The organism is Pigmentiphaga sp. H8 (genome assembly GCF_003854895.1).
GTDB lineage: Bacteria > Pseudomonadota > Gammaproteobacteria > Burkholderiales > Burkholderiaceae_B > Pigmentiphaga.
In genome coordinates this window covers 4,572,670-4,597,837 of record NZ_CP033966.1, presented here as the reverse complement: position 1 = coordinate 4,597,837, position 25,168 = coordinate 4,572,670, and the positions used below count along the sequence as shown (strand labels likewise).

Here is a 25,168-nt window from a genome sequence, read left to right as displayed (position 1 = left end):
CATTTATTTAATATAGTTAAATAAAAAAGAATCTTGATCAGGTGTAAACCCTAGAAAAATTGCTTGGAAAAAGAAATTTATTGTTTATTAAGATAATTAATTGTGTGAAGTCGTCCAGGCAAAGAAAAAGGCATGCCGGAGCATGCCTTTTTCGTGGCGCGGCCGGACCGGCCGCGGCGGGTGGCGGTCAGCGGTGCGCGGCCACCAGGACGTCGCCGCCTTCCAGGTCGGCTTCGATCTGCCGGGCGCCCGGGGCGCTCAGGGCCTGGTCCAGCCGGTCCTTGTCCAGCTCGCCTTCCCAGCGGGCCACGACGACGCTGGCCACCGCGTTGCCCACCAGGTTGGTCAGCGCGCGGCATTCGGACATGAAGCGGTCGATGCCCAGGATCAGCGCCATGCCGGCCACGGGGACCGAAGGCACGACAGACAGCGTCGCGGCCAGGGTGATGAAGCCGGCGCCGGTGATGCCCGCCGCGCCCTTGGAACTGAGCATCGCGACGAGCAGCAGCAGGATCTGGTCCACCAGCGACAGGTGGATGTCCGTCGCCTGGGCGATGAACAGGGCCGCCAGGGTCATGTAGATGTTGGTGCCGTCCAGGTTGAAGGAATAGCCGGTGGGGATGACCAGGCCGACCACGGGCTTGGAGCAGCCGGCGCGCTCCATCTTTTCCATGAGCGTGGGCAGGGCCGCCTCGGACGAACTGGTGCCCAGCACCAGCAGCAGCTCCTCGCGGATGTAGCGGATCAGCTTCAGGATGGAGAAGCCGTTGTAGCGGGCCACCGCGCCCAGCACGACGAGCACGAACAGCAGCGAGGTCAGGTAGAAGGTGCCGACCAGCAGCGCCAGGTTGGCGATGGAGCCGATGCCGTACTTGCCGATGGTGAACGCCATGGCGCCGAAGGCGCCGATGGGCGCGGCCTTCATCAGGATGGCGACCAGCCTGAAGAAGGCCGACGAGATGGATTGCAGGAAATCCAGGACCGGCGCGCCCTTGTCGCCCACGGCGCCCAGCGAGATGCCGAACAGCACGGAGAAGAACAGCACCTGGAGGATGTCGCCGCTGGCGAAGGCGCTGACCACCGTGTCCGGGATGATGTTCATCAGGAAGCCGACCAGGGTCTGGTCATGAGCCTTGGCCGAGTACGAGGCCACGGCCTTCGCGTCCAGCGTGGCGGGGTCGATGTGCAGGCCGGTGCCCGGATGCACGACGTTGGCCACGATCATGCCGATGATGAGGGCCAGCGTGGAAAAGGTCAGGAAATAGATCATGGCCTTGCCCACGACGCGACCCACTTTCTGCAGGTCGCGCATGCCGGCGATGCCGGTGGTGACCGTCAGGAAGATGACGGGCGCGATGATCATCTTCACCAGCTTGATGAAGGCATCGCCCAGGGGCTTCATCGATTCCCCGATCTGGGGATAGAAGTGGCCGAGCAGGATGCCGACCGTGATGGCGAACAGTACCTGCACGTACAGGATCTGATAGAACTTTTTCTTGCGCACGGGCGCCTGCGCCGTGCTGGGTATGTCGATCATCGGGATGTCCCCTTCCAATGGCCGCCTGCCCGCCGCGTCTTGGCGCGGGCGGGGGCTCGTTTTCAACGGTTGCCGAGCTCGTGGGAGCTTCGTTGACGCCACTAATGCAATCGGCATGCCCGTTTTGCGGTAGCGGCGGTGAATTCGTAACCTATTGATCGGACTGGATAATTTTCTCGTTGAAAGAAGCTTGCCAGGGACGGGAGTGCGGTTTTTCGCTCATGCGTGTTTTTGGTGTGCGAAAATCCGCACATCGCCTTCCCGTCCGCCGCCATGCCTGCTCCTTCCTTGCCGACCCCGGACGACCGCGCCGCGCCGTCGTCCTTCCGGGTTCCCGGCCATGGCCGGGCATGGGCCTGTTTCGTCCTGATCGGCGTCGCGCTGCTGGCGTCCGCGCTGTGGGCGGCGGGAGGCGTGGGGCGTGAGCAGGCCTATTCGGAGGTTGCGGCGGCGGCGCGCAACGCGGCGGCGCTGAAGGTCGCGCTGTTGACCGCCGAGCTCGACAAGCAGCGCTCGCTGCCCTTCGTGTTGGCGCAGGACTCCGAGGTCAGTGCGGCGCTGGCCACCGGGGACCCGGCGCGCTATGGCGCGCTGAATCTCAAGTTCGAGGCGCTGAGCCGGGATACCGGCGCCGCCGTCATCTACCTGCTCGATCCTCGCGGCGTGGGCGTGGCCGCCAGCAACTGGAACCAGCCCACCAGCTTCGTGGGCTCGGATTACGCGTTCAGGCCCTATTTCCAGGGGGCGGCGCATGCCGGCCAAGCCGAGTATTTCGCGCTCGGCAACGTCAGCAACCGCCCGGGGCTGTACCTGAGCCGGCAACTGGAGCGGGACGGACGGACGCTAGGGGTGGTGGTCGTGAAAGTGGAGTTCGACGGCGTCGAGGCCGGCTGGCGGCGCTTCCCGGATCCGGCGTTCGTGACCGACGAGCACGGCGTGGTGCTGTTGTCCTCGCAGGAGGATTGGCGCTTCCAGGTCTACGGCACGCTGTCGGCGGCACAGCGGGACGCGCTGCGGACCAGCCTGCAGTTCGGCGATGCGCCGCTGTCCGCCCTGCCGGCGCGGGCCGCCCCGGACCGCCCGGGGCAGGTGGTGGCGAGCCTGCCCGGGCGGGCTGAACAGGAATACGTGCATGTGCAGGAGCCGGTGCCGGGTACGCCGTGGCAGTTCCACCTGCTGGGCGCGACCCGCGAGGCCATGGCGCGCGCGGCGGCATCGGCCCGAGTGGCCGCCGCGCTGCTGGTGCTGTGCGCCCTGTTCGTGGCGGGGATCTGGCTGCATCGCCGGCACCGCGCCCACGATCTCGTGCTTGCCCAGGCTGCCGCGCGCCAGGAACTGGAGTCGCGCGTGGCGGCGCGCACGGGCGAGCTACGGGCCGCCAATGACCAGTTGCGGGCCGAGATGGAAGACCGGCGCCGCGCCGAAGCCGAACTGCACAAGTTGCAGGAAGAACTGGTGCAGGCCAACAAACTGGCCTTCCTGGGCCAGATCACCGCCGGCGTGGCGCACGAGATCAACCAGCCGGTCGCGGCCATCCGCAGCTACGCCGACAACTCGGCCGCCTACCTGGACCGGGGCAACGTCGAGCGGGCGCGCGGCAACATGGCGTCGATCGCCGCGCTCACGCAGCGCATCGGCGTCATCACCGACGAGTTGCGGACCTTCTCGCGCAAATCCTCCGGCGCTTCTTCCGGCCCGGTGCCGGTGGCCGCCGCCGTCGACGGCGCGCTGACGCTGGTGGGTGCCCAGATGCGCCGGCATGGCATCGCGCTCGAACGCACCGGCGTGGATGACGGCCTGGCGGTGCGCGCCGAGCGCGTGCGCCTGGAGCAGGTGCTGGTCAACCTTCTGCAGAACGCCATCGAGGCGCTGGAGCGGACGTCCGGTCCCCGGATATGGATACGCGCCACGCGCGACGCGAACCAGGTCGCCATCGAAGTCGGAGACAACGGCCCCGGCCTGCCCGACAGCGTCATGGCGGCCCTCTATACCCCCTTCGTCACCACCAAGCCGCGCGGCCTCGGCCTCGGGCTGGTCATCAGCCGCGACATCGTCGCCGACTTCGGTGGCACGTTGTCCGTGCACACCGCGGGGCGCGGCGCGTGTTTCACCATCCGTCTTCCCGAGGCTGCTTCGTGAACGCTTCCTTTTCCACCGATCCCACGCCGCCGGGGGCCGACGCCGTCGACCGCGTGCTGTTCGTCGACGACGATCCCGCCATGCGGGAAGCCAACCAGCAGACCCTGGAGCTGGCCGGTTTCCGCGTCGAGACCGCTGTCTCGGCCGCCGAGGCCCTGGAGCGGGTACCGGCCGATTTCGCCGGCATCGTCGTCACGGACGTGCGCATGCCGGTGGTCGATGGCCTGGAACTGTTCCGGCGGCTGCGCGAACGGGACCCGGACCTGCCCGTCATCCTGATCACCGGCCACGGCGACGTCGACATGGCGGTGGCCGCCATGCACGAAGGCGCCTACGACTTCCTGGCCAAGCCCTATCCGGCCGAGCGGCTGGCCACGGCGGCCCGCAACGCATTGGACAAGCGGCGCCTGGTGCTGGACAACCGCCGGCTGAAGCGGCTGGCCCGCGACGCGGGCGAGAGCCTGCCGTTGATCGGCGAGACGCCGGCCATGCAGCGCCTGCGCAAGACACTGGGCCATCTGGCCAGCGCCGACGTCGACGTCCTGGTGCTGGGCGAAACCGGGGCGGGCAAGGAGGTGGTGGCCCAGGCCCTGCATGCCTGGGGCGCGCGCCATGCGCAGCCTTTCGTCGGGCTTAATTGCGGCGCCTTGCCGGACACGGTCATCGAAAGCGAACTGTTCGGCCACGAGGCCGGCGCGTTCACCGGCGCCCAGCGCCGCCGCGTCGGGCGCATCGAGCATTCCAGCGGCGGCACGCTGTTCCTGGACGAGATCGAAAGCATGCCGCTGGCAGCGCAGATCAAGCTGCTGCGGGTGCTGGAGACGCGCGAGGTTTCGCCGCTGGGTACCAACGAGGTCCGTCCGGTCGACCTGCGCGTGGTGGCGGCCACCAAGACCGACCTGAGCGATCCGGCGCAGCGCGGCCAGTTCCGTGCCGACCTGTTCCATCGCCTGAACGTGGTGACCGTCCGCATCCCGCCCCTGCGCGAACGCCGCGACGACATCCCGCTGCTGTTTTCCTATTTCGTTTCCCGCGCGGCGGCCCGCTTCAAGATCGACCCGCCCGCGATCACGCCGGCGGTGCGCCAGCACCTGCGGACCCACGCCTGGCCCGGCAATGTCAGGGAACTGATGCACTACGCCGAACGCGTGGTGCTGGGAGTGGAAGAGACGGCGCCCGAAGCGCCGGAGACCGAGGCGACCCTGCCGCAGCGCATGGAGCGCTACGAGGCCGACCTGATCCGGGAAGCGCTGGCGCGCCACCAGGGCGACATCAAGGCCACCCTGCAAACCCTGGGTATTCCGCGCAAGACTTTCTACGACAAGCTGCAACGCCACGGCATAGACCGGGGTGTGTATCTGATCCCCCCTACGCGCTGAGGGGAAGCCCACCCCCTACGCCCTTCGGGCGCCCCCTCAAGGGGGCGGCGCTGGCGGACCGGCAAAGCCGGATCCGCGGCACCCTGGATCAAAGCAAACATGCGGTGCTTCGCACCGAGAACGACGACACAGACCACGACACGGTGGATCCGGCTCCGCCGGTCCACCGCCGTCGGCCCCCTGGGGGGCGCCCGAAGGGCGTAGGGGGGGGTCATCCTATACCGGGGACTACCGTGGAGAAGCCGGCGTCTACGTGCGTGACTTCGCCGGTTACGCCGGCGGCCAGGTCCGACAGCAGGAAGGCGGCGACGTTGCCGACGTCGTCGATGGTGACGTTGCGGCGCAGCGGCGCGAAGGTCTCGACGAAGTTCAGGATCTTCGAGAAGTCCTTGATGCCGGCGGCCGCCAGCGTCTTGATGGGGCCGGCCGAGATGGCGTTGGCGCGGATGCCCTTGGGGCCCAGCGACGTCGCCAGGTAGCGGGTGGCGGCTTCCAGCGCGGCCTTGGCCACGCCCATGGTGTTGTAGTTGTCGACCACGCGCTCGGCGCCCAGGTAGCTGAGCGTCAGCACCGCACCGGTGCCATTGCCTTCCGGCCCTTGCAGCAGAGGCAGGGCGGCCTTGGCCATGGCGGGGAAGCTGTAGGCCGAGATGTCGTGCGCGATGCGGAAGCCTTCGCGCGACAGGCCGTCCAGGAAGTCGCCGGCGATGGCTTCGCGCGGCGCGAAGCCGATCGCGTGTACCAGGCCATCCAGCTTGGTCCAGGTCTTGCCCAGGTCGGCGAACACGGCCTCGATCTGCGCGTCGTCGCCGACGTCGCACGGAAACACGAGCTGGCTGTCGAATTCGGCGGCGAATTCGGTGATGCGATCCTTGAAGCGGTCGCCTACGTAGGTGAAGGCAAGCTCCGCGCCTTCGCGGTGGCAGGCCTTGGCGATGCCATAGGCGATGGAGCGATTGGACAGCACCCCGGTGACCAGGATGCGTTTACCGGCGAGAAAGCCCATGTCTAGGGTCCCTGTAAAAGAATGTACCCCCTACGCGCTGCGCGCGCCCCCCAGGAGGCGGCACTGGTGGACCGGCGGAGCCGGATCCACGGTGCCCGGGCAACTGCCTGGGGGCTTATGGGGGCGTGGGAGGTGCGAGTTTACTGGATCTTCAGCGTGCGGCCGGCGGGGATGTTCGAGCCCTTGATGCGATTCAGGGCGCGCAGGCGGTCGACCGAGATGTCGTACTGGCGGGCGATGGAGCTTAGGGTGTCGCCCTTGCGGACCTTGTACGTCCGTGCCTGGACGGTCTTTTTCGCGCGGCCATTGCTCTGGACGGTGGCGCGCACGGGGGTGATGCCGGCGCTGGCGACCAGGGTGGGTTCGGCCTGGCGGCTGGTGGGCACCATGAGGATGTCGCCGGATCCGATGCGCGATCGGGTGCCCAGGCCGTTGGCCTTGCGCAGCGTCGCGACCGAGGTGCCGTATTTGCGGGCGACGGTGGTCAGGGTCTCGCCGCGGGCCAGCTCATGCGTGTGCCACGACGACAGCGAACCGCTGTAGGCGCGCAGGTTGGCCTCGAAGATGCTGATGCGGTCGGCCGGCAGCAGCAGCGTGGGCTCGTGGCTGCCCAGGATCACGCCGCGGTTGAACGACGGGTTGAGCGCCTTGAATTCGTCGAGCGGCATCTCGGCCAGCTGGGCGGCCAGCTTCACATCGATGTTGCGGCTCTTGGTGATGGTGACGAAGTAGGGCTGGTTGTCGATCGACGGCAGCGCGATGTTGTAGGCGGCCGGATTGGAGATGATGTTCTTGATCGCCTGCAGCTTGGGGATGTAGTTGCGCGTCTCGTCCGGCATGTCCAGCGACAGGTAGTCGGTCGGCTGGCTGCGCGCCGTGTTCTTGTCGATGGCGCGCTTGACCGAGCCTTCGCCCCAGTTGTAGGAGGCCAGCGCCAGGTGCCAGTCGCCGTGGAAGTCGAACAGGTATTGCAGGTAGTCCAGCGCCGCGCGGGTGGAGGCGATGGGGTCGCGCCGCTCGTCGCGCCACCAGTCCTGCTTCAGGTTGAAGCCGCGGCCGGTGGTGGGGATGAACTGCCACAGGCCCGACGCCTGCGAGCGCGACAGCGCCCAGGGGTCGTACGAGCTTTCCACGAAGGGGAGCAGCGCGAGTTCGGTCGGCATGCCGCGCTGGTCGATCTCTTCGACGATGTAATAGAGATACTTGCCGGCGCGCTCGGCCGTCCGCTGGATGTAGTCCGGGCGCGAGGCGTAGAAGTTCTCCCATTCCTTGACCAGCGGCGTGTCGATGTTGGGCACCGCATAGCCGCGCCGGATACGGGTCCAGATATCGGCCGGCTGCACGGTCAGGTCGACCATGCGCGGTTCCAGGCCGTCATCGGGCGTGTGCAGGCTCAGGGGCGAGTCGATGCGCCGGCCGACGGGGCGGGGTGCCTGGGAGACTCGCGGGGAGGAAGAGAAGCCGGCGGGGTTGTTGGCGCCGGTGGAGGGGGCGGTCGCCACCCCTTGCATGTCCTGGCCGGTTGCCGCGGGGCGTTCCATCGAAGCGCAGCCCGCCAGGACCATCACGCACCCGGCGATCAGGATTTTGTACAGGGAGGCTGGACGACCATCGCGGACGCCCGCCCGCAGATTCCAGACGCCGCGGGGGCGCAATAGCATGTTTCGTGTCCTTGACCACATGCCTCGCTGGGCCTCGTCCCGGAGGACGGGGCCCAGCGAGGCAGTTTCAATTTGGAGCCGCGGGGATTCCGGGAAGGGGCACAGGGCCCCGGCTCGGGGGACCGGCGCGACTCACGGTGCATTTAGCGCGGCATAGTACGAATCGAGAATGGTTTCCGTCAACCCGCTTTACAAATTCGAAGCTTTTGGCGGGCATTGAACGGAAATCGGGGCAAGATGCGGCGTGCTCTACCGGAAGTCGTTCTTCCATTCGCGCAGCGCGGCGAAAACCTCGACGGCGTCGGCCATCGGCCTGCCGGCATGGGTCGCCGCGGCCGCCGCCACCTCGGGAACGGCGGTGCGCAGGAAAGGATTGACCTGGCGTTCCAGATCCAGCGTGGTGGGCACCGTGGGCTGCGATTGTTCGCGCAGGTGGCGCGCCTGCTGGTGCCATACGTGCAGCGCCGCGTTGTCGGGTTCGACGGCGGTGGCCCAGGCCAGGTTGGACAAGGTGTATTCGTGCGCGCAGTAGATGCGCGTCCTGGCGGGCAGGGCCGCCAGTTTGTCCAGCGAGGCCTTCATCTGCTGCGGCGTGCCCTCGAACAGGCGGCCGCATCCCGAGGCGAACAGCGTGTCGCCGCAGAACACCAGCGGTTCGACGCCGGCCGCGCGGCCGGCATACGCGATGTGGCCGGCGGTATGCCCCGGCACGTCCAGCACCTCCAGGTCCAGATCCAGTTCAGGCAGGGTGACCCGGTCGCCCTGGGCGAGGCGGCGGTCGCAGTGGGGCAGTTTCTCGCCCGCGGGACCGAATACCGTGGCGCCGGTGCGTTCGACCAGCTCCAGGACACCGCCGACATGGTCCTTGTGGTGGTGAGTCAGTAGAATGGCACGAAGCTGGAGGCGCTGCTGCTGCAGCGAGGCCAGGACCGGACCGGCATCGCCGGGGTCCACCACGGCCGCCAGCGTGCCCTGCCGGATCAACCACAGGTAGTTGTCATTGAAGGCGGGGATGCCGGTTATGCCGGCCGCCGGGCCGGCATCTTGCGGGCCGGCCGATCGTTTGCTTCCTTTCGAGTCTTTCATTCCGATGCTGCCGTCTGACGTCCAGGATTCTCCGATTGTAGAGCTTGCCGCGTGGCTGGCGACCGATCCCGGCCGCCACGCGCTCGCCTGGGAGCAGGCGCGGCTGGACGAGGCGGTGTCCGACGTATTCGGCTTCCATGCCATGCAGGCCGGCCTGGCCGAACTGGACGCGCTGCGCGCCAACCGCATGCCCTTCAAGGGCTACGTCGCCGGCGCGATACCGTCCGAGCCGCAGCGGGCGCGCTGGAATGCGTTCGTGGTGGCCGACCTGGAGGCCTTGCCGTTCGATTCGCAAAGCCTGGACCTGCTGGTCCTGCCCCACACGCTGGAGTGCTCGGACGACCCCCACCAGGTCCTGCGCGAGGCCGAACGGGTGCTGATTCCCGAAGGCCGCCTGGTGATCACCGGTTTCAATCCGTGGAGCCTGTGGGGCGCCGGCCGCCTGCTGGGCCGGCGCCGGTCCTTCCTGCCGCCCGGCATCCAGCCGCTGTCTCCCGCGCGCATCAAGGACTGGCTCAAGCTGCTGTCGTTCGAGGTCGAGAGCGGCCGCTTCGGCATCTATGCGCCGGCCTGCCGCACCGAGAAATGGCTGCGCCGCTACGCCTTCATGGAAAGCGCCGGCGAGCGCTGGTGGCCGGTATGCGGCGGGCTGTACGTGGTGTCCGCGGTCAAGCGCACGGTGGGCATGCGGCTGATCGGTCCCGCCTGGAAAAAGCAGAAGGCGCCGCGCCGCGCCGCGGTGGCCACGGCCCGGGAGGTCCACCCGCTGCGGACCGGGCGCGAGCCCTCGCGGTAGGCCGCCCGCCGGGCGTCAGGCGTCGAACAGATTCTGCCGGATCTGCTGCAGGTGGCCCAGCAGGAGTTCGCGCGCCTGGGCGGCGTCGCGGTCCTTCAAGGCCTCGACGATGGCGCGGTGCTGCCGCTGGTACTGCACCCGCCGCTCCGGCGTGAGCGAACGGCGCTTCAAGCGGCCCCATTCCCCCTGTTCGCGGACACGGTTGGTCAGTTCCAGGATCTGCAGGAAGAACGAGTTGTGGGTGGCTTCGGCGAAGGACTTGTGGAGTTCGCCATCCCAGTGCTCGAAGGCCTCGATGCTGGCGGCGATTTCCGATTCCTCCACGCATTGCTGCATGCGGGCGAAGTCGGCGGCATTGGCGTTGCGGGCGATCAGGGCCGGCATCAGGGGTTCGATCAGCAGCCGCGCTTCCATGAGTTCGGCCGGGCTGGTGCTGACCTCGGGCGCGGGCGAGGGGCCGCCGGCCAGGGCCTGGGCGCCTTCGGCGACGAAGGTGCCGCTGCCCACGGACTGGATGATCAGTCCGCGGGTGCGCAGGTCGGCCAGCACGCGGCGCACCGACCCGCGCGAGATCGCGAAGCGCTGGCTCAGCTCGCGCTCGGGCGGCAGCTTGACGCCCACGTGCAGCCTGCCGCTGGATATCTCCCCCAACAGGTGGTGCATGAGCTCTTTGGCCCCGGGGGCGCGCGAAATGGGGCTGTGCGCTGCGGATTCGTCCATGGTGGCTGTCCCTCGTTCTGCCGCTACCTTAATTCAATGGTACCAATTGGTCAAATAAAGTGGGGCCGCACGCTTGATGAAGATCCAATTTGGTTTTATATTGGTATATGAATTTACCAATTGGATCTGTTAACGCATCATGAAATTCGTCCACCTGATCGCCGACGGCAAACCCGCCATCGCCCTTGCCGATGCCGACATGCGGCATTACTGGCCGCTGGCCGACCTCGTTCCCGGATTCTCCGGCGACATGGTCCAACTGGTCCAGGATTTCGACCGGATCCGTTCCAGCCTGGCCACGCGCGGGGCCGGACGGCCCTTGTCGGGCGCGCGGCTGCTGGCGCCCATCGACCGCCCCCGGCGCAACATCTTCTGCGTCGGCAAGAACTATTTCGAGCATGCGGCGGAATTCAGCAAATCGGGCTTTGATTCCAGCGCGAAGGAAGGCGAGCACGCGCCCGAAGCCCCCGTGGTGTTCACCAAGGGGTACAACACCGTGATCGGGCCGGACGCGGCCATTCCCTCGCACGAAGGGGTCACCTCCCAGCTCGACTACGAGGCCGAACTGGCCGTGGTCATCGGCAAGCCGGGCCGGAACATCCCGCGCGAGCGTGCGCTGGAGCACGTATTCGGCTACACCATCGTCAACGACTTCACGGCGCGTGACCTGCAGAAGCTGCATCGCCAGTGGTTCCTCGGCAAGTCGCTGGACGGCTTCTGCCCCATGGGACCGGCGCTGGTCACCGCCGACGAGCTGGATGCCGCCAACCTGGACATCCGCTGCTGGGTCAACGGCGAACTGCGCCAGGATGCCAATACCCGGCAACTGATCTTCGACATTCCGACGCTGATCGCGACCATCTCGTCCGGCATCACGCTGGAGCCGGGAGACGTGATCGCCACCGGCACGCCGGCGGGCGTGGGCATAGGTTTCAACCCGCCCCGTTTCGTCAAGCGCGGCGACGTGATCCGCATCGAAGTGCAGGGCATAGGCGTGCTGGAGAACGCCGTCGATTGAAGGCGCGCGGCGCAGGCCGCGCGCCGCCCGACATCCCCGGACACACGGGGGCGGGCGCCAACCCGTAGGGAAACGAGGAGACGACATGAAACGCACATTGCTGGTCTGGGCGGCCTGCTGCGCCGTCCTTGGCGGCGCGCCCGCCGCCGCGCAGGACTCCTGGCCGACCCGGCCCATCACCATGGTCGTGCCTTTCCCGCCGGGGGGCGTGGCCGACACCGTCGCCCGTCCGGTGGCCGAATCCATGAGCCGCTTCCTGGGCCAGGCCGTGGTGGTCGAGAACCGGGGCGGCGCCGGCGGCGGCGTCGGCATGGGGCATGTCGCCAAGTCGGCGGCCGACGGCTACACCATCATGATGGCGCTGTCGTCCATCTCCATTCTGCCCGAGGCCGACAAGCTGCTGGGCAGGGAGCCGATGTACCAGTTGTCCCAGTTCACCCCCATCGCCCGCTTCACGGCCGATCCGACCGTGCTGGTGGTGCGGTCCGACAGCCCGTGGAAGACGGCGCAGGAATTCATCGCCGCCCAGAAGAAGGGCGACCGTGGCGTGGCCTATGGGTCCTCGGGCAACTACGGCACCATGCACGTGCCCATGGAGATGCTGCGCAACGAAGCGAACCTGCGCCTGCTGCACGTGCCCTACACCGGCGCCGGGCCGGCCATCGTGGCGCTGCTTGCCGACCAGGTCCAGGCGCTGTCGACGGGGCCGGCCTCGGTGCTCCAGCACATCAAGGGCGGCAAGGTCCGGGCCCTGGCGCACTGGGGCACGGGGCGGCTGGAGTCCCTGCCCGACGTTCCCAGCCTGACGGAACTGGGACACCCGGTCCGGTTCGCGCAGTGGTCCGGCGTGTTCGCGCCGGCCGGCACGCCGGCGCCGGTGGTCGACCGCCTGCGCGCCGCCGCCAAGGCCGCAGCCACGGATCCCAAGGTATTGAAGACCATCCAGGGCGCGGGCAGCCCGGTCATGTACCTGGACGCGCCGGAGTTCGCCGCCTACTGGCAGGCCGATGCCAAGGTGCTGGCCGAGGCCGTGCGCCGGATAGGCAAGGTCGAGTAGCGGAAAACGAGGGTTTACGCGGGGCTCCGAAAGCGCGAGATCCCGCGCAATCGTCATGGTCCGATGCTAAAGTGGGCGATACACCTTGTTGCGCTTTCCGCTCGCTATAGTATGCAGAAGAGTTCGTTAGTCCCCGTCGTGGTGGTTGCCCTCGCCGTCGGGGCGGGAGTCGGCTATTTTTCCCCCCGCCTGTTCGGCACCGGCGCCCCGGCGGGCGGTGCTCCGCGGGCCACGGCGCCCGATCCGGCGGCCAGGGCCGCCGGACCGCAGGCCATTCTGGTCGAGGTCCAGAAGGTCGCGCGCCGGCCGTTCGAGCGCGGCATCACCGCGGTCGGCAGCCTGCGATCCAACGAATCCGTGACCTTGCGCCCCGAAGTGGCGGGCCGCATCAGCGAGATCCGGTTCACCGAGGGCCAGCGGGTGAACAAGGGCCAGGTGCTGATACGCCTGGACGATTCCGTGCCGCGCGCCGAGTTCGAGCAGGCCCGCGCCAATTTCACGCTGGCCAAGAGCAACTACGACCGCTCCATCGAGCTGCAGCAGAAGGGCTTCATCAGCAAGCAGGCCAAGGACGAGGCCGACAACGCGATGAAGGTGCAGCAGGCCGCCATGGTGCTGGCCCAGGTCCGCCTGGACAAGAACGACATCCGGGCCCCGTTCGGCGGCGTGATCGGGCTGCGCAACGTGTCGACGGGCGACTATGTCGCGGTGGGCCAGGACCTGGTGGCGCTCGAGGCCATCGATCCGCTCAAGGTGGATTTCCGCATCCCGGAAATCTACCTGTCGCAGACCCGAACCGGCCAGACCCTGCAGGTATCGCTCGATGCCATGCCCGACAAGTCTTTCGGCGGCACCGTCTATGCCATCAGTCCGCTCATCGATACCGGCGGCCGTTCCATCGTCATGCGCGCCCAGGTCAAGAACCCCGGCGGCCAATTGCGCCCCGGCATGTTCGCGCGCGTGAAGCTGCTGCTGGACACGCCTTCCCAGGCGCTGGCCGTGCCCGAGGCGGCGCTGGTCCCGGTGGGCGACGACCAGTTCGTCTACCGCGTGCAGAACGGCCGCGCCGAGCGGGTGCAGGTCGAGGTCGGGCAGCGGCGCGAAGCCATGGTCGAGATCACGTCCGGCCTGGCCGAGGGCGATGTGATCGTGGTGGCCGGCGCGCAGAAGCTGCGCGACGGCGTGCCGGTGAAGCTCGCCAGCGCCACGGCGTCGGCGCTCTGAGGCCCGGCACATGGTCCTGTCCGAAGTCTGCATCAAGCGGCCCGTCTTCGCGACGGTGCTGTCGCTGCTGGTCCTGCTGGTGGGCCTGATCTCGTATTCCCGCCTGACCGTGCGTGAATATCCCCAGATCGACGAACCGGTCGTGTCCGTCAGCACCGTCTACAAGGGCGCGTCGGCCGAGGTGATCGAATCCCAGATCACCAAGCCGCTCGAGGATTCCCTGTCGGGCATCGAAGGCGTGGAAGTCATGACCTCCACCAGCCGGTCCGAGCGCAGCAACATCAACGTCCGCTTCCGCCTGTCGATCTCGCCCGATTCGGCAGCGGCCGACGTGCGGGACAAGGTCGCGCGCGTGCGCGGCCGCCTGCCCGACGAGATCGACGAACCCATCATCGCCAAGGTCGAAGCCGACTCCCAGCCGGTCATGTACCTGGCCGTCGAGTCCGGATCGCTGTCGGCGATGGAAACCTCGGACTACATCAACCGCTTCATCAAGCCCCGGCTGTCCGTGCTGCCGGGCGCGGCCGAGGTGCGGGTGTTCGGCGAACGCCTGCCGGCCATGCGCATCAACGTCGATCGCGGGAAATTGGCCGCCTACCGCCTTACCGTCCAGGACGTGGAGGACGCGCTGCGCAAGCAGAACGTCGAGATCCCCTCGGGCCGGATCGAGTCCAGGGCGCGCGAGTTCTCCATCGTCGCCGCCACCAACCTGCGAACCAAGGAGCAGTTCGAGAACGTCATCATCGCCAACGTCGGCGGCTACAGCGTGCGCGTCGGCGACGTCGCCTCGGTGGGCCTGGGGCCGGTGGACGAGCGCGTGACCTCGCGCTTCAACGGCAGGCCGGCGCTGAACATCGGCGTGGTCAAGCAGTCCACGGCCAATCCGCTGGACCTGTCCAAGGCGGTGCGCGCCGAAATCGAGGAAATGAACGCCACGCTGCCCAGCGGCATGAAGCTGAACATGGCGTACGACACCTCGGTCTTCATCGAGAAGTCCATCGAGTCGGTGTTCCACACCATCGGCGAGGCCATCGTGCTGGTGGTGCTGGTGATCTTCCTGTTCCTGCGCAACCTGCGCGCCAGCCTGATCCCCATCGTCACCATTCCCGTGTCCCTGATCGGCGCCTGCACGCTCATGTATGCGTTCGGCTTCTCGATCAACACGCTCACGCTGCTGGCCATGGTGCTGGCCATCGGCCTGGTGGTGGACGACGCCATCGTCGTGCTCGAGAACATCTTCCGCCACATCGAGGAAGGCAAGTCGCGCATGCAGGCCGCGCTGCTGGGCTCGCGCGAGATCGGCTTCGCCGTCATCGCCATGACGCTGACGCTGGTCACTGTGTACGCGCCGCTGGCCTTCGCCACCGGCCGCACCGGCCGCCTGTTCATCGAGTTCGCGCTGGCCCTGGCGGGCGCCGTGCTGGTGTCGGGCTTCGTCGCGCTGACGCTCACGCCCATGATGTGCTCGCTCATGCTGCGCCACCAGGAGTCGCACGGCTGGCTGTACAACTTCATCGAAAGCGGCTTGAACGCGCTGACGCGCGGCTACCGCCGCGCGCTGTCGTTCGCGCTGGCCCATCGCGGATGGGTGGTGGTGCTGGGCCTGGCCGTGGGCGCGTGCAGCGCGCCCCTGTTCAAGACCATCAAGAGCGAGCTTTCGCCGGTGGAGGACCGCGGGGTCATCTACGGCCGTATCGTCGCGCCGCAGGGCGCCACGGTGGGCTACACCACCAGCTACCTCGAGCGCATGGAGGAGATCTACAAGGACATCCCCGAGATGGCCGCCTACCAGGCGGTGGCCGGCTTCCCGGTGGTGACCGAAGGCAACGCCGTGCTGCGGCTCAAGCCCTGGGAAGAGCGCACCCGCAGCCAGCAGGAGGTCGCGCGGTCGCTCCAGCCGAAGTTCGCCGCGCTGCCCGGCGTGCAGGCCTTCCCCTCCAATCCGCCGTCGCTGGGCCAGTCGCCCCGCTCCTCGCCCATCGAATTCGTCATCATGAGCCAGGTGTCCTATCCCGAGCTGGCTACGATGGCCGACACCTTCCTGGCCGAGCTGGCCAAGTACCCCGGCGTGCAGAACGTGCAGACCGACCTGCGCCTGAACACGCCCGAGCTGCGGGTGCAGGTCAACCGCGACAAGCTGGCCGACATCGGCGTCGATGTGGACCGCGTCGGCCGCACGCTCGAATCCATGCTGGGCGGCCGTCAGGTGACGCGCTTCAAGGACAACGGCGAGCAGTACGACGTATTGGTGCAGGTGATACCGCGCGACCGCTCCAATCCCGCCGACATCGCCGACATCTACGTGCGCTCCCGCAACGGCGAAATGGTGCAGCTCGCCAACCTGCTGTCCGTCCGCGAGGGCGTATCGCCGCAGACGCTGAACCACTTCAACCGCATGCGCGCCGTCACGATCTCGGCGTCGCTCGCGCCGGGCTACGCACTGGGCGAGGCGCTGGACGTAATGAACGGCATCGCCGCGCGCGTGTTGCCCGCCACCGCGCAGACCGACCTGAACGGCCAGTCGCGCGAGTTCCGCGATTCGTCGGGCAGCATCTACCTGGTGTTCGCGATGGCGGTGGCCTTCATCTACCTGGTGCTGGCGGCACAGTTCGAGAGCTGGCGCAATCCGTTCATCATCATGCTGTCGGTGCCACTGTCGATGACGGGCGCGCTGCTCGCGCTGTGGTTCTCGGGCGGGACGCTGTCCATCTACAGCCAGATCGGCCTGATCACGCTGGTGGGCCTGATCACCAAGCACGGGATCCTGATCGTGGAGTTCGCCAACCAGTTGCGCGACCAGGGCAAGGAACTGATCGAGGCGGTGTCCGAGGCCAGCGTGCTGCGGCTGCGGCCCATCCTGATGACGACCGGCGCGATGGTGCTGGGCGCCGTCCCGCTGGCGGTGGCCACGGGCGCGGGCGCAGAATCGCGCGTGCAGATCGGCTGGGTGATCGTGGGCGGCATGAGCCTGGGAACGGTACTGACCTTGTTCGTCGTGCCCTGCGTGTATGCGCTGGTGGCCGGCAAGCGCAAGCGTCCGCTGCCGGTGGGCGAACATCCGCTGGAGACGGATTCCCACTCCGCCCCCGTGGCGGCGGCCCCGGAATCGGTGGGCTAGGGAAGCAAGAGTCCTCGGCAACCGCTTGCGGCCGGCGGGGCCCCACCCCCCTCAGGGGCTGTTCGGAGCCGCCGCGCCAGGCAGGCAAAACGGGGAAGCAAGGGCGTGCATGTTTGAGCGCGGCAGTAGGGACAGTCCGGGGGACTGTCCCCGCGCGAGTTCACTCCCGCCCCGTTTTGCCTGCCTGGCGCGGGAAGTTTCGGCGCAGCCGAAACCGGCTACGTCAGCTCCTGAGGGGGGTGGGGCCCCGCCGGCCGCAAGCGGTTGCCGACGACTCGGCCAGCCAAATATCCTAAACTTAGGGGCCTCCGCAATTTCTCTCTGGTGCCCCCGCATGCGTTATGTCGTCCTGGATACTGAAACCACCGGCCTCGATCCGCTCCAAGGACACCGCGTCATCGAAATCGGCTGCGTGGAGATCGTCAACCGCCGGGTGACGCAGCGCCATTTCCACACCTACCTGAATCCCGACCGAGACAGCGATCCGGGCGCCCTGGAAGTGCACGGGCTGACCACCGAGTTCCTGTCCGACAAGCCCCGGTTCGAGGACAAGGTCGACGAGTTCCTGGACTTCATCCAGGACGGCCACGTCATCATCCACAACGCCGAGTTCGACATCCGCTTCCTGAATGCCGAACTGGCCCGGCTGCAGCGCGGCGGCTTCCGCGACAAGTGCGCGGGCGTCGTCGATTCGCTGATGCACGCGCGCGAACTGCACCCGGGCAAGCGCAACTCGCTGGATTCCCTGTGCGATCGCTACGGCATTTCCAATGCCCACCGGGTGCTGCACGGCGCCTTGCTGGACTCGGAGCTGCTGGCCGAGGTCTGGCTGGCCATGACGCGCGGCCAGGACAGCCTGGTGATCGACCTGGGCGATACCGGGGGGCAGGCCACGACCAGTTTCGGCGCCTTCGATACCTCGGTCTTGCAGGTGGTGCCGGTGGACGAGAGCGACCTGGCTGCCCACCAGGACTATCTGGCGGGCCTGGACAAGGAATCCAAGGGCCAGACCCTGTGGCGCAAGTGGGCGCCGCTTCCCACCGAATAAAAAAGATATGCTATAGTCATGGGCTGTCGCGATTGCGGCAGTCAAAACCGAAGGTTCTCTTCGGGCGGTTAGCTCAGTGGTAGAGCACTGCCTTCACACGGCAGGGGTCACTGGTTCGAAACCAGTACCGCCCACCAATTCCCCCCTCGTTCCCCATACCGTCTTTCCCCTCCCGGGAATGCGCTCGCGTTCGTGCGTCCGGCATCGGCTCGCGGTCAATTATTGCGTGAATAATCACGTAATTTTGATTGATTATTCACGAGTTTCTAGGTGTTTTCACCAGAATAATGGCTGAATTTATTGACTTGTTCAGCTATTGATAAATAATAAGACCGTGAAAATTCACCAAATTTCAAGTGAGCCGGCAGTTCCAGGCTTCTGAGTCGCACCTTTGTTTCGACGTGGAGCAATCATGAGAGCGATGCGAGCACTACCCCTGGCCGTCTGTCTGATCGTTGCAACCGTACCCAAGCTTGCCCATGCGGCAGAGGTCGTGCTGAAGGCGGTAAGCGCCTTTCAAGAGGGCACCTACTTTTCCAGGAACTTCGAGCGTTTCGTGAAGAAGGTCAACGAGGAAGGCAAGGGCATCGTCCGGATCGAGTACATAGGCGGACCCAAGGCGATTCCGACCATGGAGCAGGGGGCCGCGCTGCGCAACGGGGTGATCGATCTGGCCAACACCACGGCCACGTTCACGGCAAGCATCGTTCCGGAGGGACTGGCGCTGAATTACGCGACCCTGCCTTTCTCGGAAATCCGCAAGAACGGCAGCCTCGACTATCTCAACTCGATCATGCGGCAGAAGGGGCTGTACTACTTCGCGCGTACCGGCGATCGCATTCCCTATCACATCTATCTGAACAAGAAGATAGACAAGCCCGATCTCTCCGGTCTGAAGATCCGGATCACGCCCATCTTCCGGGACTTCTTCGTCAAGCTGGGAGCGGGGGTCGTCCAGATGGCGCCGGGCGAGGTCTACACCGGCCTGGAGCGCGGGGTGGTGGATGGCTACGGCTGGCCCGCGATCGGCATCTTCGACCTGGGCTGGCAGGAAAGGACGAAGTATCGATTGGAGCCCGGTTTCTACACGCTCGAGCTGGGCATCCAGTTCAGCGCCCGGCGGTGGGACAGCCTGACCCAGGAGCAGCGCGACTTCCTGCAAAAGCAGGTGGCCTGGCTGGAGAAGATGTCCCTGGACGCATCGCTGCGCGACGCGGCCGCCGATATCAAGAAGCAGTCCGAGGCCGGCATACAGCCCATCAGGCTGTCCGACGCGGATTCGGCGGCTTTCCTGGCCAAGTCGCAGGAAGCGGGCTGGGCGACGGTGTTGAGCGCCAGTCCCAAGCACGGGCCCAAGCTGCGCCAGATGATGGCGCCCTGAAAGCGGCAAGGGGCGACCGTGAAAATCTATGTGTGGATCTTGAATGCGTTCGGCCTGGTCGCCGGATTGCTGCTGGGCGGCATGGTCATCCTGGTCAGCTACGACGTCGTCGCCCGCAACCTGGGGATGCCGTCGTTCGCGGGGGCCATGGACGTTACCGAGCACCTGCTGCCGGTGGCCACGTGCATTGCCGCGCCATGGCTCATGTACAACCGCCAGCATATCCGCCTGGATGTGCTCAATGCGCTGTCCGAGCGGATCCGCTTCGCCATCTTCCGGGTCGCGGCGGTGATCGGCTGCGTCGTCAGCACCGTGATCGCCTACTACTCGATCGCCGTGATGCTGGATGCGTACGAGGCGGAAGCGGTCGTCATGAAGAGCATCGTCTTTCCCGAGTGGTTCATCTACATTCCCTTTCCCGCGTGCTTCGCGCTGCTGGCCATCGAGTGCGGCAGGCAGGCCGTGGTGGGGGAACGGACGAGTGACGAGGGCAGCGATTCGATACTCAAGCCGGAGAGCGTGCTATGAACTGGTGGGAGAGTCTCACGCTGTTGTTCGGGCTGCTATCCGTACTGCTGCTGGTCGGGGTGCCGGCCGGGTTCGCCTTCCTTGCGATCAACCTGGTCGGTGCGCTGGTCTATCTCGGCGGTGTGCCGGGCATGATGATGGTGGTGCGCAACGGCGTCGCGTCGGTCACCAGCTTTTCGCTCACGCCCATTCCCTTTTTCCTGCTGATGGGCGAGGTGCTGTTCCATACCGGCCTGGCCATGAAGGCCATCGATGCGTTCGACCGGGCGGTGCGCCGTGTTCCGGCCAGGCTGTCCATCGTGGCCGTCGTGGCCGGCACGGTGTTCTCCGCCATCTCGGGGGCAACCGTGGCCACCACCGCGCTGCTCGGCAGCCTCCTGCTGCCGGAGATGCTCAGGCGCGGCTACCATCCCCGCATGGCCATGGGGCCCATCATGGCCATCGGCGCGGTGGACATGCTGATACCGCCATCGGCGCTGACCGTGCTGTTGGGTAGCCTGGCCAATATCTCGATCTCGGGACTGTTGCTGGCGGGTGTCCTGCCGGGCCTGCTGCTGTCGGCGATCTTCGTGCTGTACATCGTCGTGCGTGCAAAGATGAATCCCGAGCTCGCGCCTAGCTTCGTCCGGGAAGAGGTAGCGGGTTGGGAGCGGTGGCGTCCCCTGATCGTGCACGTGACGCCGCTGGTTTCCATCTTCGCGGTGGTCGTCGCCTCGATGACCGCCGGATGGGCAACGCCAACGGAGTCCGCCGCGCTGGGGGCGTTGTGCACCGTGCTCGTGTGCGCGCTGTACGGCAGCCTGTCGTGGCGCATGCTGGTCAAGGCGCTGACCGGCACGGCCGCCATCAGCGGCATGATTCTCTTCATCATCATCGGCGCCACGACGTTCTCGCAGATCCTGGCGTTCTCCGGCGCGACCAACGGCCTGGTCGGCCTGGTCCAGGGATCGGGCCTGTCGAGCTGGCTCGTGCTGGCCGTCATGATGGGCATACTCCTGGTGCTGGGATGCTTCGTCGACCAGATCAGCATGATGCTGATGACCCTGCCGTTCTTCATGCCCCTGGTGGCGCACTTCGGATGGGATCCGCTGTGGTTCGGCGTCATGTACCTGATATGCATGCAGCTCGGCCTGCTGACCCCGCCGTTCGGCATGCTGCTCTTCACCATGCGCAGCGTGGCCCCGGCCCACATCCGCACCACGGATATCTTTGCGGCGGCCGTGCCCTACGTGCTGTTCGGCCTGCTGATGCTGTTCATGGTCATGCTCGTGCCGGACATCGCCACCGGGCTGCCGCGTTGGTTGATGGCGAGGTAGGGCCCGGGATTCAACAAGCGAGTGGCGCACCGCCACGTCGGAGGAAAAGATCTTGATACCCGCTCCAGACAAGCAGGAACGAAGAGGAACGCCGGAAGCGGAGCTGTTCCATGTCGCCGACTGGCCCATGCACTACATGCTGGCCATCGACCGCCAGCACGTCCACAACATGGCGAAGATACTCAAGCCGTTCGATTGCTCGCCGTTGATGTGGCGGGTGGTCAGCGTGCTTTCCGACCAGGACGGGCGCAGCGTGGCCGAGTTGGCCGAGACCACCGTCATCGAGCGCTCCAACCTGAGCCGCCTGCTCGATGCCATGGAGGAAGACGGCCTTGTCACGCGGTCCCACGGGGTCGAGGACAAGCGCCAGACCATGGTCTACGTGACGACGAAGGGGCGCAGCCTGTTCGAACGGTCGCTGCCGGCGGTGCTGGGCTACTACCAGATATTCCTGGCCGATATTTCCCCACCGGAAATGACGGTCCTGATGAAGGTGATCCGGACGATCAAGCGCAACGTCATGGAGTTCGACGCCCGGCCCGACGAGGATGAAGCGCCATGACCCGCCCCGAGAGCATCGCGGCGCCGGCGGCGGTCCGCAACGTATTGTTCATCATGTGCGACCAGCTGCGCGCCGATTATCTGGGCTGCTATGGCCATCCGTCGATCCGGACCCCCAACATCGATGCCCTGGCGTCGCAAGGCGTGCGATTCACGCGGGCCTATTGCTCGGCGCCGACGTGCGGCCCGTCGCGCATGTCCTTCTATACCGGGCGCTCGATGACCTCGCACGGCGCCATCTGGAATTTCATGCCGCTGTCGATCGGGCAGCCGACGATCGGGGATTGGCTGCGGCCCCGCGGGGTGGAAGTGGCGTTGGCCGGCAAGACGCATTTCGCGCCGGACCTGGACGGCCTGCGACGCGTGGGCGCGCAGGTGCCGCCGGCGGCACCGGTGCTCGAGGGCGGCTTCCTGGTGGTCGACCGCTACGAGGGACATGCCAATCCGGGGCCCGAGCATCCCTATACGAAGTACCTCAGGGCCGCGGGATACGACGTGGCCGATCCCTGGTCGGATTTCGTGATCGCCGGTGAAGACGAAGCGGGCCGTCCGGCCAGCGGCTGGGAGATGCGCAATGCGCACTACGCCGCCCGGGTCGACGAGCGGCATTCCGAGACGGCCTACACCACGAATGTGGCGATCGACTTCATCCGCCGCCAGCAGGGGCGTCCGTGGCTGCTGCATGTCAGCTACATCAAGCCCCACTGGCCGTACATCGCTCCCAGTCCCTATCACGCCATGTATGGCCCGGAGGACTGCCTGCCGGCATGCCGCGACGACGCGGAGCGCGACGATCCGCATCCCGTCTATGGCGCCTATCTGCGGCACGGCGAGTCGTCGGCGTTCTCGCAGGAAAAGGTGGCATCGCACGTCAAGCCCACCTACATGGGCCTGGTCACGCAGATCGACGACCATCTCGGCCGGCTGCTCGAAGCGCTGCGCGCCACCGGCCAGTACGAGGACACGCTGATCGTCTTCACGTCCGACCATGGGGACTACCTGGGCGATCACTGGCTGGGCGACAAGGATCTTTTCCATGATCCCTCGGCCCGCATCCCCCTCATCATGGTCGATCCCCGGGCCAGGCCCGACACCCGGGGCTTGAACGTGGACCGGCCGGTCGAGTCCATCGATTTCCTGGCGACGGTGGTCGATGCGTTCGAGGTGCCCGGCACCGACCACGTGATCGAAGGCATGTCGCTGCTGCCCTTTTCGCGCGGGGGCTCCGGCGCGCCGTGGCGGTTCGCCGCGGTCAGCGAGCTGGACTATGCCTTCCGCGAGGCCCGGGTCCTGCTGGGCCGTGACGCCCGCCGCTGCCGGGGCTACATGGTCAGGAGCGATCGCTGGAAGTACATCTACTGGGAAGGGTTCGCGCCTCAGCTCTTCGACATGCAGGAAGACCCGATGGAGTTCCGGGACGTCGCGGCGAACCCCGGCCATACCGGCGTTCTCGCCCTGCACAAGGAGTACCTGTTCGACTGGCTGCGGCACCGCAAGACCAGCCTGACCGTTCCGTCCACGCGCATCGTCGTCTCGCGGGACACCATCGAGCCGGCGCACGGTATCCGGATCGGTGTCTGGTAGGCCGGCCCCAGGCCGGCGTTTCATCGGTAATCAAAGGAGACGGTATGGAAAAAGATCAGATCCACGGCTGCCGGCGCTGCGACGCAGCATCGAAACCGGGACGCCAGTCCCGCCATGACAGACTCGGCATTGTCCTTTCCCCGCACCCGGGAAAGAATGGGCTACCCGGACGCGCGCCGCGCGCCGGTTCCAAGAAGGAGGTCGTATGAAAGGCTCCATTGTCGGCGGCTACCTCGCCCCGCATCCCCCACACCTGGTCTACGGCGAGAATCCCCCCCAGAACGAACCACGTTCCCAAGGCGGCTGGGAGCCGCTGCGGTGGGCGTACGAAAAGGCCCGGGCCTCGCTCGAAGCGCTCAAGCCGGATGTCCTGCTGGTCCATTCGCCCCACTGGATGACCCAGGTCGGCCATCACTTCCTGGGCGTGCCGCACCTGAGCGGAAAATCGGTCGACCCCATTTTCCCCAACCTGTTCCGCTACAGCTTCGAGCTGGACGTCGACGTCGAACTGGCCGAGGCCTGCTGCGAAGAGGCGCGAGAGGCCGGGCTGGTGGCGAAGATGATGCGCAACCCCAATTTCCGGGTCGACTACGGCACCATCACCACGCTGCACATGATGCGGCCGCAGTGGGACATCCCCATCGTGGGCCTGTCCGCCAACAATTCGCCGTACTACCTGAATACCAAGGAAGGCTTGCAGGAGATGGACCTCCTGGGCAAGGCCACGCGCCGCGCCATCGAACGCACCGGCCGGCGTGCCGTGCTGCTGGCCTCCAACACGCTGTCGCACTGGCATTTCCACGAGGAACCGGAGCTGCCGGAGGACATGACGCGGGAACACCCCGAGCGCTTCGACGGCTACAAGTGGGACGTGCGCGTCATCGACATGCTGCGCCGGGGCGAGGTGGACGAGTACTTCAAGCTGCAGCCCCAGTTCATCGACGAGGCCTTCGCCGAAGTGAAGTCCGGCGCCTTCACCTGGATGTTCGCGGCCATGGGATACCCCAACATTCCCGGCGAACTGCATGGCTACGGCACGGTGATCGGCACCGGCAATGCCGTGATGGAATGGAACCTGGTCGAGGCCGGACTGGCCGATGCGCCGGCGAAGGCCGCGGCCTGATACCGGCAACCCTGAAGAGAGAAAAGACATGCCCATAGCAAGCGCATTTCTGGTGCCGGGAACGCCGCTGCCGCTGCTGCGGCGGGACAATCCTCCCTGGGAGGCCATCGCCCGCGGCTATGAAGCCGCGGGGCAGGCGCTGGCCGCAAGCAAGCCCGACGTGGCGCTGATCTATTCCACGCAATGGATCGCCGTGCTGGACCAGTTGTGGCAGACGCGCGGCCGCATCCAGGGCTCGCACGTGGACGAGAACTGGCACGAGTATGGCGAACTGCCGTTCGACCTTCGCGTCGATACCGACCTGGCGAAGGCGTGTATCGCGTCCACGGCGCAGATCGGCGTGCGATCGCGCGAAGTGGACTACGACGCCTTCCCCATCGACACGGGCAGCATCGTTGCCACGCATTTCCTGTTGCGGGGACTGGACATCCCGGTGGTGCTGACGTCCAACAACCTCTATCACGACGGGCAGACCACCGAAAACCTGGGCCGCCTGGCCGCCCAGGCGGCGGATGCGCAAGGCAAGCGCATCGCGGTGATCGGCGTCGGCGGCCTATCGGGTTCGAGTTTCCGCCAGGACATCGACATCGCCACCGACCACATCGTCAACGACGAAGAAGACCGCGCCAACCGCGAGATGCTGGCGCTGCTGGAGCGCGGCGACGTGGCCGAGGTACGGGAGAAGGCGCCCGACTACGCGCAGTCCGCCCGGGCCGACATGGGCTTCAAGCATCTCTACTGGGTGCTGGGAGCGCTGGGAGGGCAGTACAAGAAGGCCCGCACCCATGCCTACGGCCCGGCCTTCGGCAGCGGCGCGGCGGTCGTCGAGTTCCAGCACTAGGGCTATGCCCGGCCTCTCGCGGCATGCCGCGAGGGGCTTTCATGC

The 25,168-nt window shown here is 66.6% G+C and carries 20 protein-coding genes and 1 tRNA gene; 16 read left to right on the top strand and 5 right to left on the bottom strand.

Annotated elements, in window-relative coordinates; all coding sequences use genetic code 11:
• Positions 1-187: 187 nt before the first annotated feature.
• Positions 188-1,537, bottom strand: a complete 1,350-nt coding sequence (locus EGT29_RS21680) for a dicarboxylate/amino acid:cation symporter (protein ID WP_124690929.1) — start codon at positions 1,535-1,537, stop codon at positions 188-190.
• 273 nt (positions 1,538-1,810) lie between these two features.
• Between EGT29_RS21680 and EGT29_RS21675 the strand changes: the two genes are divergently transcribed.
• Both EGT29_RS21675 and EGT29_RS21670 read left to right on the top strand, forming a co-directional pair.
• Positions 1,811-3,676 carry an ATP-binding protein gene (locus EGT29_RS21675; protein WP_124690928.1) on the top strand — a complete coding sequence of 622 codons (1,866 nt, stop codon included), beginning with the start codon at positions 1,811-1,813 and terminating at the stop codon, positions 3,674-3,676.
• A gap of 80 nt (positions 3,677-3,756) precedes the next feature.
• Positions 3,757-5,055, top strand: coding sequence for a sigma-54 dependent transcriptional regulator (locus tag EGT29_RS21670; protein WP_124692468.1), 1,299 nt, complete (start codon positions 3,757-3,759; stop codon positions 5,053-5,055).
• Positions 5,056-5,266: 211 nt separating this feature from the next.
• On the opposite strand, the gene fabI is transcribed toward EGT29_RS21670, so the two are convergent.
• The 3 genes from fabI to gloB form a co-directional block, all read right to left on the bottom strand.
• Entirely contained in the window at positions 5,267-6,061 is a 795-nt protein-coding gene (gene fabI, locus EGT29_RS21665; RefSeq protein ID WP_124690927.1) for an enoyl-ACP reductase FabI, read from the bottom strand.
• A 140-nt stretch (positions 6,062-6,201) separates the two neighbouring features.
• Positions 6,202-7,722: a LysM peptidoglycan-binding domain-containing protein gene (locus tag EGT29_RS21660; protein WP_238160162.1), complete on the bottom strand. Its 1,521-nt coding sequence runs from the start codon at positions 7,720-7,722 to the stop codon at positions 6,202-6,204.
• Between the two features lie 249 nt (positions 7,723-7,971).
• Positions 7,972-8,808 carry a hydroxyacylglutathione hydrolase gene (gene gloB, locus EGT29_RS21655; RefSeq protein WP_124690926.1) on the bottom strand — a complete coding sequence of 279 codons (837 nt, stop codon included), beginning with the start codon at positions 8,806-8,808 and terminating at the stop codon, positions 7,972-7,974.
• A gap of 4 nt (positions 8,809-8,812) precedes the next feature.
• Between gloB and EGT29_RS21650 the strand changes: the two genes are divergently transcribed.
• Positions 8,813-9,604: a class I SAM-dependent methyltransferase gene (locus EGT29_RS21650; protein ID WP_124690925.1), complete on the top strand. Its 792-nt coding sequence runs from the start codon at positions 8,813-8,815 to the stop codon at positions 9,602-9,604.
• A gap of 15 nt (positions 9,605-9,619) precedes the next feature.
• Here EGT29_RS21650 and EGT29_RS21645 read toward each other — a convergent pair whose 3' ends face one another.
• Positions 9,620-10,324, bottom strand: a complete 705-nt coding sequence (locus EGT29_RS21645) for a FadR/GntR family transcriptional regulator (RefSeq protein ID WP_124690924.1) — start codon at positions 10,322-10,324, stop codon at positions 9,620-9,622.
• Positions 10,325-10,463: 139 nt separating this feature from the next.
• Between EGT29_RS21645 and EGT29_RS21640 the strand changes: the two genes are divergently transcribed.
• The 13 genes from EGT29_RS21640 to EGT29_RS21580 all read left to right on the top strand — a co-directional run bounded on the left by EGT29_RS21640 (position 10,464) and on the right by EGT29_RS21580 (position 25,123).
• Positions 10,464-11,342 (top strand): fumarylacetoacetate hydrolase family protein, encoded by an 879-nt coding sequence (locus EGT29_RS21640; RefSeq protein WP_124690923.1) that lies wholly within the window; start codon positions 10,464-10,466, stop codon positions 11,340-11,342.
• Between the two features lie 85 nt (positions 11,343-11,427).
• Positions 11,428-12,399, top strand: a complete 972-nt coding sequence (locus EGT29_RS21635) for a tripartite tricarboxylate transporter substrate binding protein (RefSeq protein WP_124690922.1) — start codon at positions 11,428-11,430, stop codon at positions 12,397-12,399.
• Between the two features lie 111 nt (positions 12,400-12,510).
• Positions 12,511-13,623 carry an efflux RND transporter periplasmic adaptor subunit gene (locus EGT29_RS21630; RefSeq protein ID WP_124690921.1) on the top strand — a complete coding sequence of 371 codons (1,113 nt, stop codon included), beginning with the start codon at positions 12,511-12,513 and terminating at the stop codon, positions 13,621-13,623.
• A 10-nt stretch (positions 13,624-13,633) separates the two neighbouring features.
• Positions 13,634-16,741: an efflux RND transporter permease subunit gene (locus tag EGT29_RS21625; protein ID WP_124690920.1), complete on the top strand. Its 3,108-nt coding sequence runs from the start codon at positions 13,634-13,636 to the stop codon at positions 16,739-16,741.
• 334 nt (positions 16,742-17,075) lie between these two features.
• Positions 17,076-17,789 (top strand): DNA polymerase III subunit epsilon, encoded by a 714-nt coding sequence (gene dnaQ / locus EGT29_RS21620; RefSeq protein WP_124690919.1) that lies wholly within the window; start codon positions 17,076-17,078, stop codon positions 17,787-17,789.
• Between the two features lie 62 nt (positions 17,790-17,851).
• Positions 17,852-17,926 (top strand) — tRNA-Val (locus tag EGT29_RS21615).
• Between the two features lie 284 nt (positions 17,927-18,210).
• A complete protein-coding gene (gene dctP / locus EGT29_RS21610) occupies positions 18,211-19,170 on the top strand; it encodes a TRAP transporter substrate-binding protein DctP (RefSeq protein WP_161567909.1) in 960 nt (319 codons plus the stop codon).
• 18 nt (positions 19,171-19,188) lie between these two features.
• Complete coding sequence (locus EGT29_RS21605) at positions 19,189-19,698, top strand: TRAP transporter small permease (protein WP_124690917.1); 510 nt, start codon at positions 19,189-19,191, stop codon at positions 19,696-19,698.
• A complete protein-coding gene (locus tag EGT29_RS21600; RefSeq protein ID WP_124690916.1) occupies positions 19,695-21,014 on the top strand; it encodes a TRAP transporter large permease in 1,320 nt (439 codons plus the stop codon). Before EGT29_RS21605 ends, EGT29_RS21600 begins: the two co-directional genes overlap by 4 nt.
• A 52-nt stretch (positions 21,015-21,066) precedes the next feature.
• On the top strand, positions 21,067-21,576 hold the full coding sequence (locus EGT29_RS21595) for a MarR family winged helix-turn-helix transcriptional regulator (RefSeq protein ID WP_124690915.1): 510 nt from the start codon (positions 21,067-21,069) through the stop codon (positions 21,574-21,576).
• A complete protein-coding gene (locus tag EGT29_RS21590; RefSeq protein ID WP_124690914.1) occupies positions 21,573-23,159 on the top strand; it encodes a sulfatase-like hydrolase/transferase in 1,587 nt (528 codons plus the stop codon). The genes EGT29_RS21595 and EGT29_RS21590 overlap by 4 nt, the downstream gene beginning before the upstream one ends.
• A gap of 205 nt (positions 23,160-23,364) precedes the next feature.
• A complete protein-coding gene (locus EGT29_RS21585; RefSeq protein ID WP_124690913.1) occupies positions 23,365-24,282 on the top strand; it encodes a tRNA U-34 5-methylaminomethyl-2-thiouridine biosynthesis protein in 918 nt (305 codons plus the stop codon).
• 28 nt (positions 24,283-24,310) lie between these two features.
• Complete coding sequence (locus EGT29_RS21580; RefSeq protein WP_124690912.1) at positions 24,311-25,123, top strand: tRNA U-34 5-methylaminomethyl-2-thiouridine biosynthesis protein; 813 nt, start codon at positions 24,311-24,313, stop codon at positions 25,121-25,123.
• Positions 25,124-25,168: the final 45 nt, after the last annotated feature.

Bases quoted from the DNA above. Each gene is read 5' to 3' on its own strand.
- EGT29_RS21680 (WP_124690929.1), bottom strand. From the start codon at position 1,537: ATGATCGACATACCCAGCACGGCGCAGGCGCCCGTGCGCAAGAAAAAG.
- EGT29_RS21670 (WP_124692468.1), top strand. From the start codon at position 3,757: ATGCGGGAAGCCAACCAGCAGACCCTGGAGCTGGCCGGTTTCCGCGTC.
- EGT29_RS21650 (WP_124690925.1), top strand. From the start codon at position 8,813: ATGCTGCCGTCTGACGTCCAGGATTCTCCGATTGTAGAGCTTGCCGCG.
- dnaQ (WP_124690919.1), top strand. From the start codon at position 17,076: ATGCGTTATGTCGTCCTGGATACTGAAACCACCGGCCTCGATCCGCTC.
- EGT29_RS21630 (WP_124690921.1), top strand. From the start codon at position 12,511: ATGCAGAAGAGTTCGTTAGTCCCCGTCGTGGTGGTTGCCCTCGCCGTC.
- dctP (WP_161567909.1), top strand. From the start codon at position 18,211: ATGCGAGCACTACCCCTGGCCGTCTGTCTGATCGTTGCAACCGTACCC.
- EGT29_RS21635 (WP_124690922.1), top strand. From the start codon at position 11,428: ATGAAACGCACATTGCTGGTCTGGGCGGCCTGCTGCGCCGTCCTTGGC.
- EGT29_RS21580 (WP_124690912.1), top strand. From the start codon at position 24,311: ATGCCCATAGCAAGCGCATTTCTGGTGCCGGGAACGCCGCTGCCGCTG.
- fabI (WP_124690927.1), bottom strand. From the start codon at position 6,061: ATGGGCTTTCTCGCCGGTAAACGCATCCTGGTCACCGGGGTGCTGTCC.
- EGT29_RS21640 (WP_124690923.1), top strand. From the start codon at position 10,464: ATGAAATTCGTCCACCTGATCGCCGACGGCAAACCCGCCATCGCCCTT.
- gloB (WP_124690926.1), bottom strand. From the start codon at position 8,808: ATGAAAGACTCGAAAGGAAGCAAACGATCGGCCGGCCCGCAAGATGCC.
- EGT29_RS21660 (WP_238160162.1), bottom strand. From the start codon at position 7,722: ATGCTATTGCGCCCCCGCGGCGTCTGGAATCTGCGGGCGGGCGTCCGC.
- EGT29_RS21590 (WP_124690914.1), top strand. From the start codon at position 21,573: ATGACCCGCCCCGAGAGCATCGCGGCGCCGGCGGCGGTCCGCAACGTA.
- EGT29_RS21625 (WP_124690920.1), top strand. From the start codon at position 13,634: ATGGTCCTGTCCGAAGTCTGCATCAAGCGGCCCGTCTTCGCGACGGTG.
- EGT29_RS21675 (WP_124690928.1), top strand. From the start codon at position 1,811: ATGCCTGCTCCTTCCTTGCCGACCCCGGACGACCGCGCCGCGCCGTCG.
- EGT29_RS21600 (WP_124690916.1), top strand. From the start codon at position 19,695: ATGAACTGGTGGGAGAGTCTCACGCTGTTGTTCGGGCTGCTATCCGTA.
- EGT29_RS21585 (WP_124690913.1), top strand. From the start codon at position 23,365: ATGAAAGGCTCCATTGTCGGCGGCTACCTCGCCCCGCATCCCCCACAC.
- EGT29_RS21645 (WP_124690924.1), bottom strand. From the start codon at position 10,324: ATGGACGAATCCGCAGCGCACAGCCCCATTTCGCGCGCCCCCGGGGCC.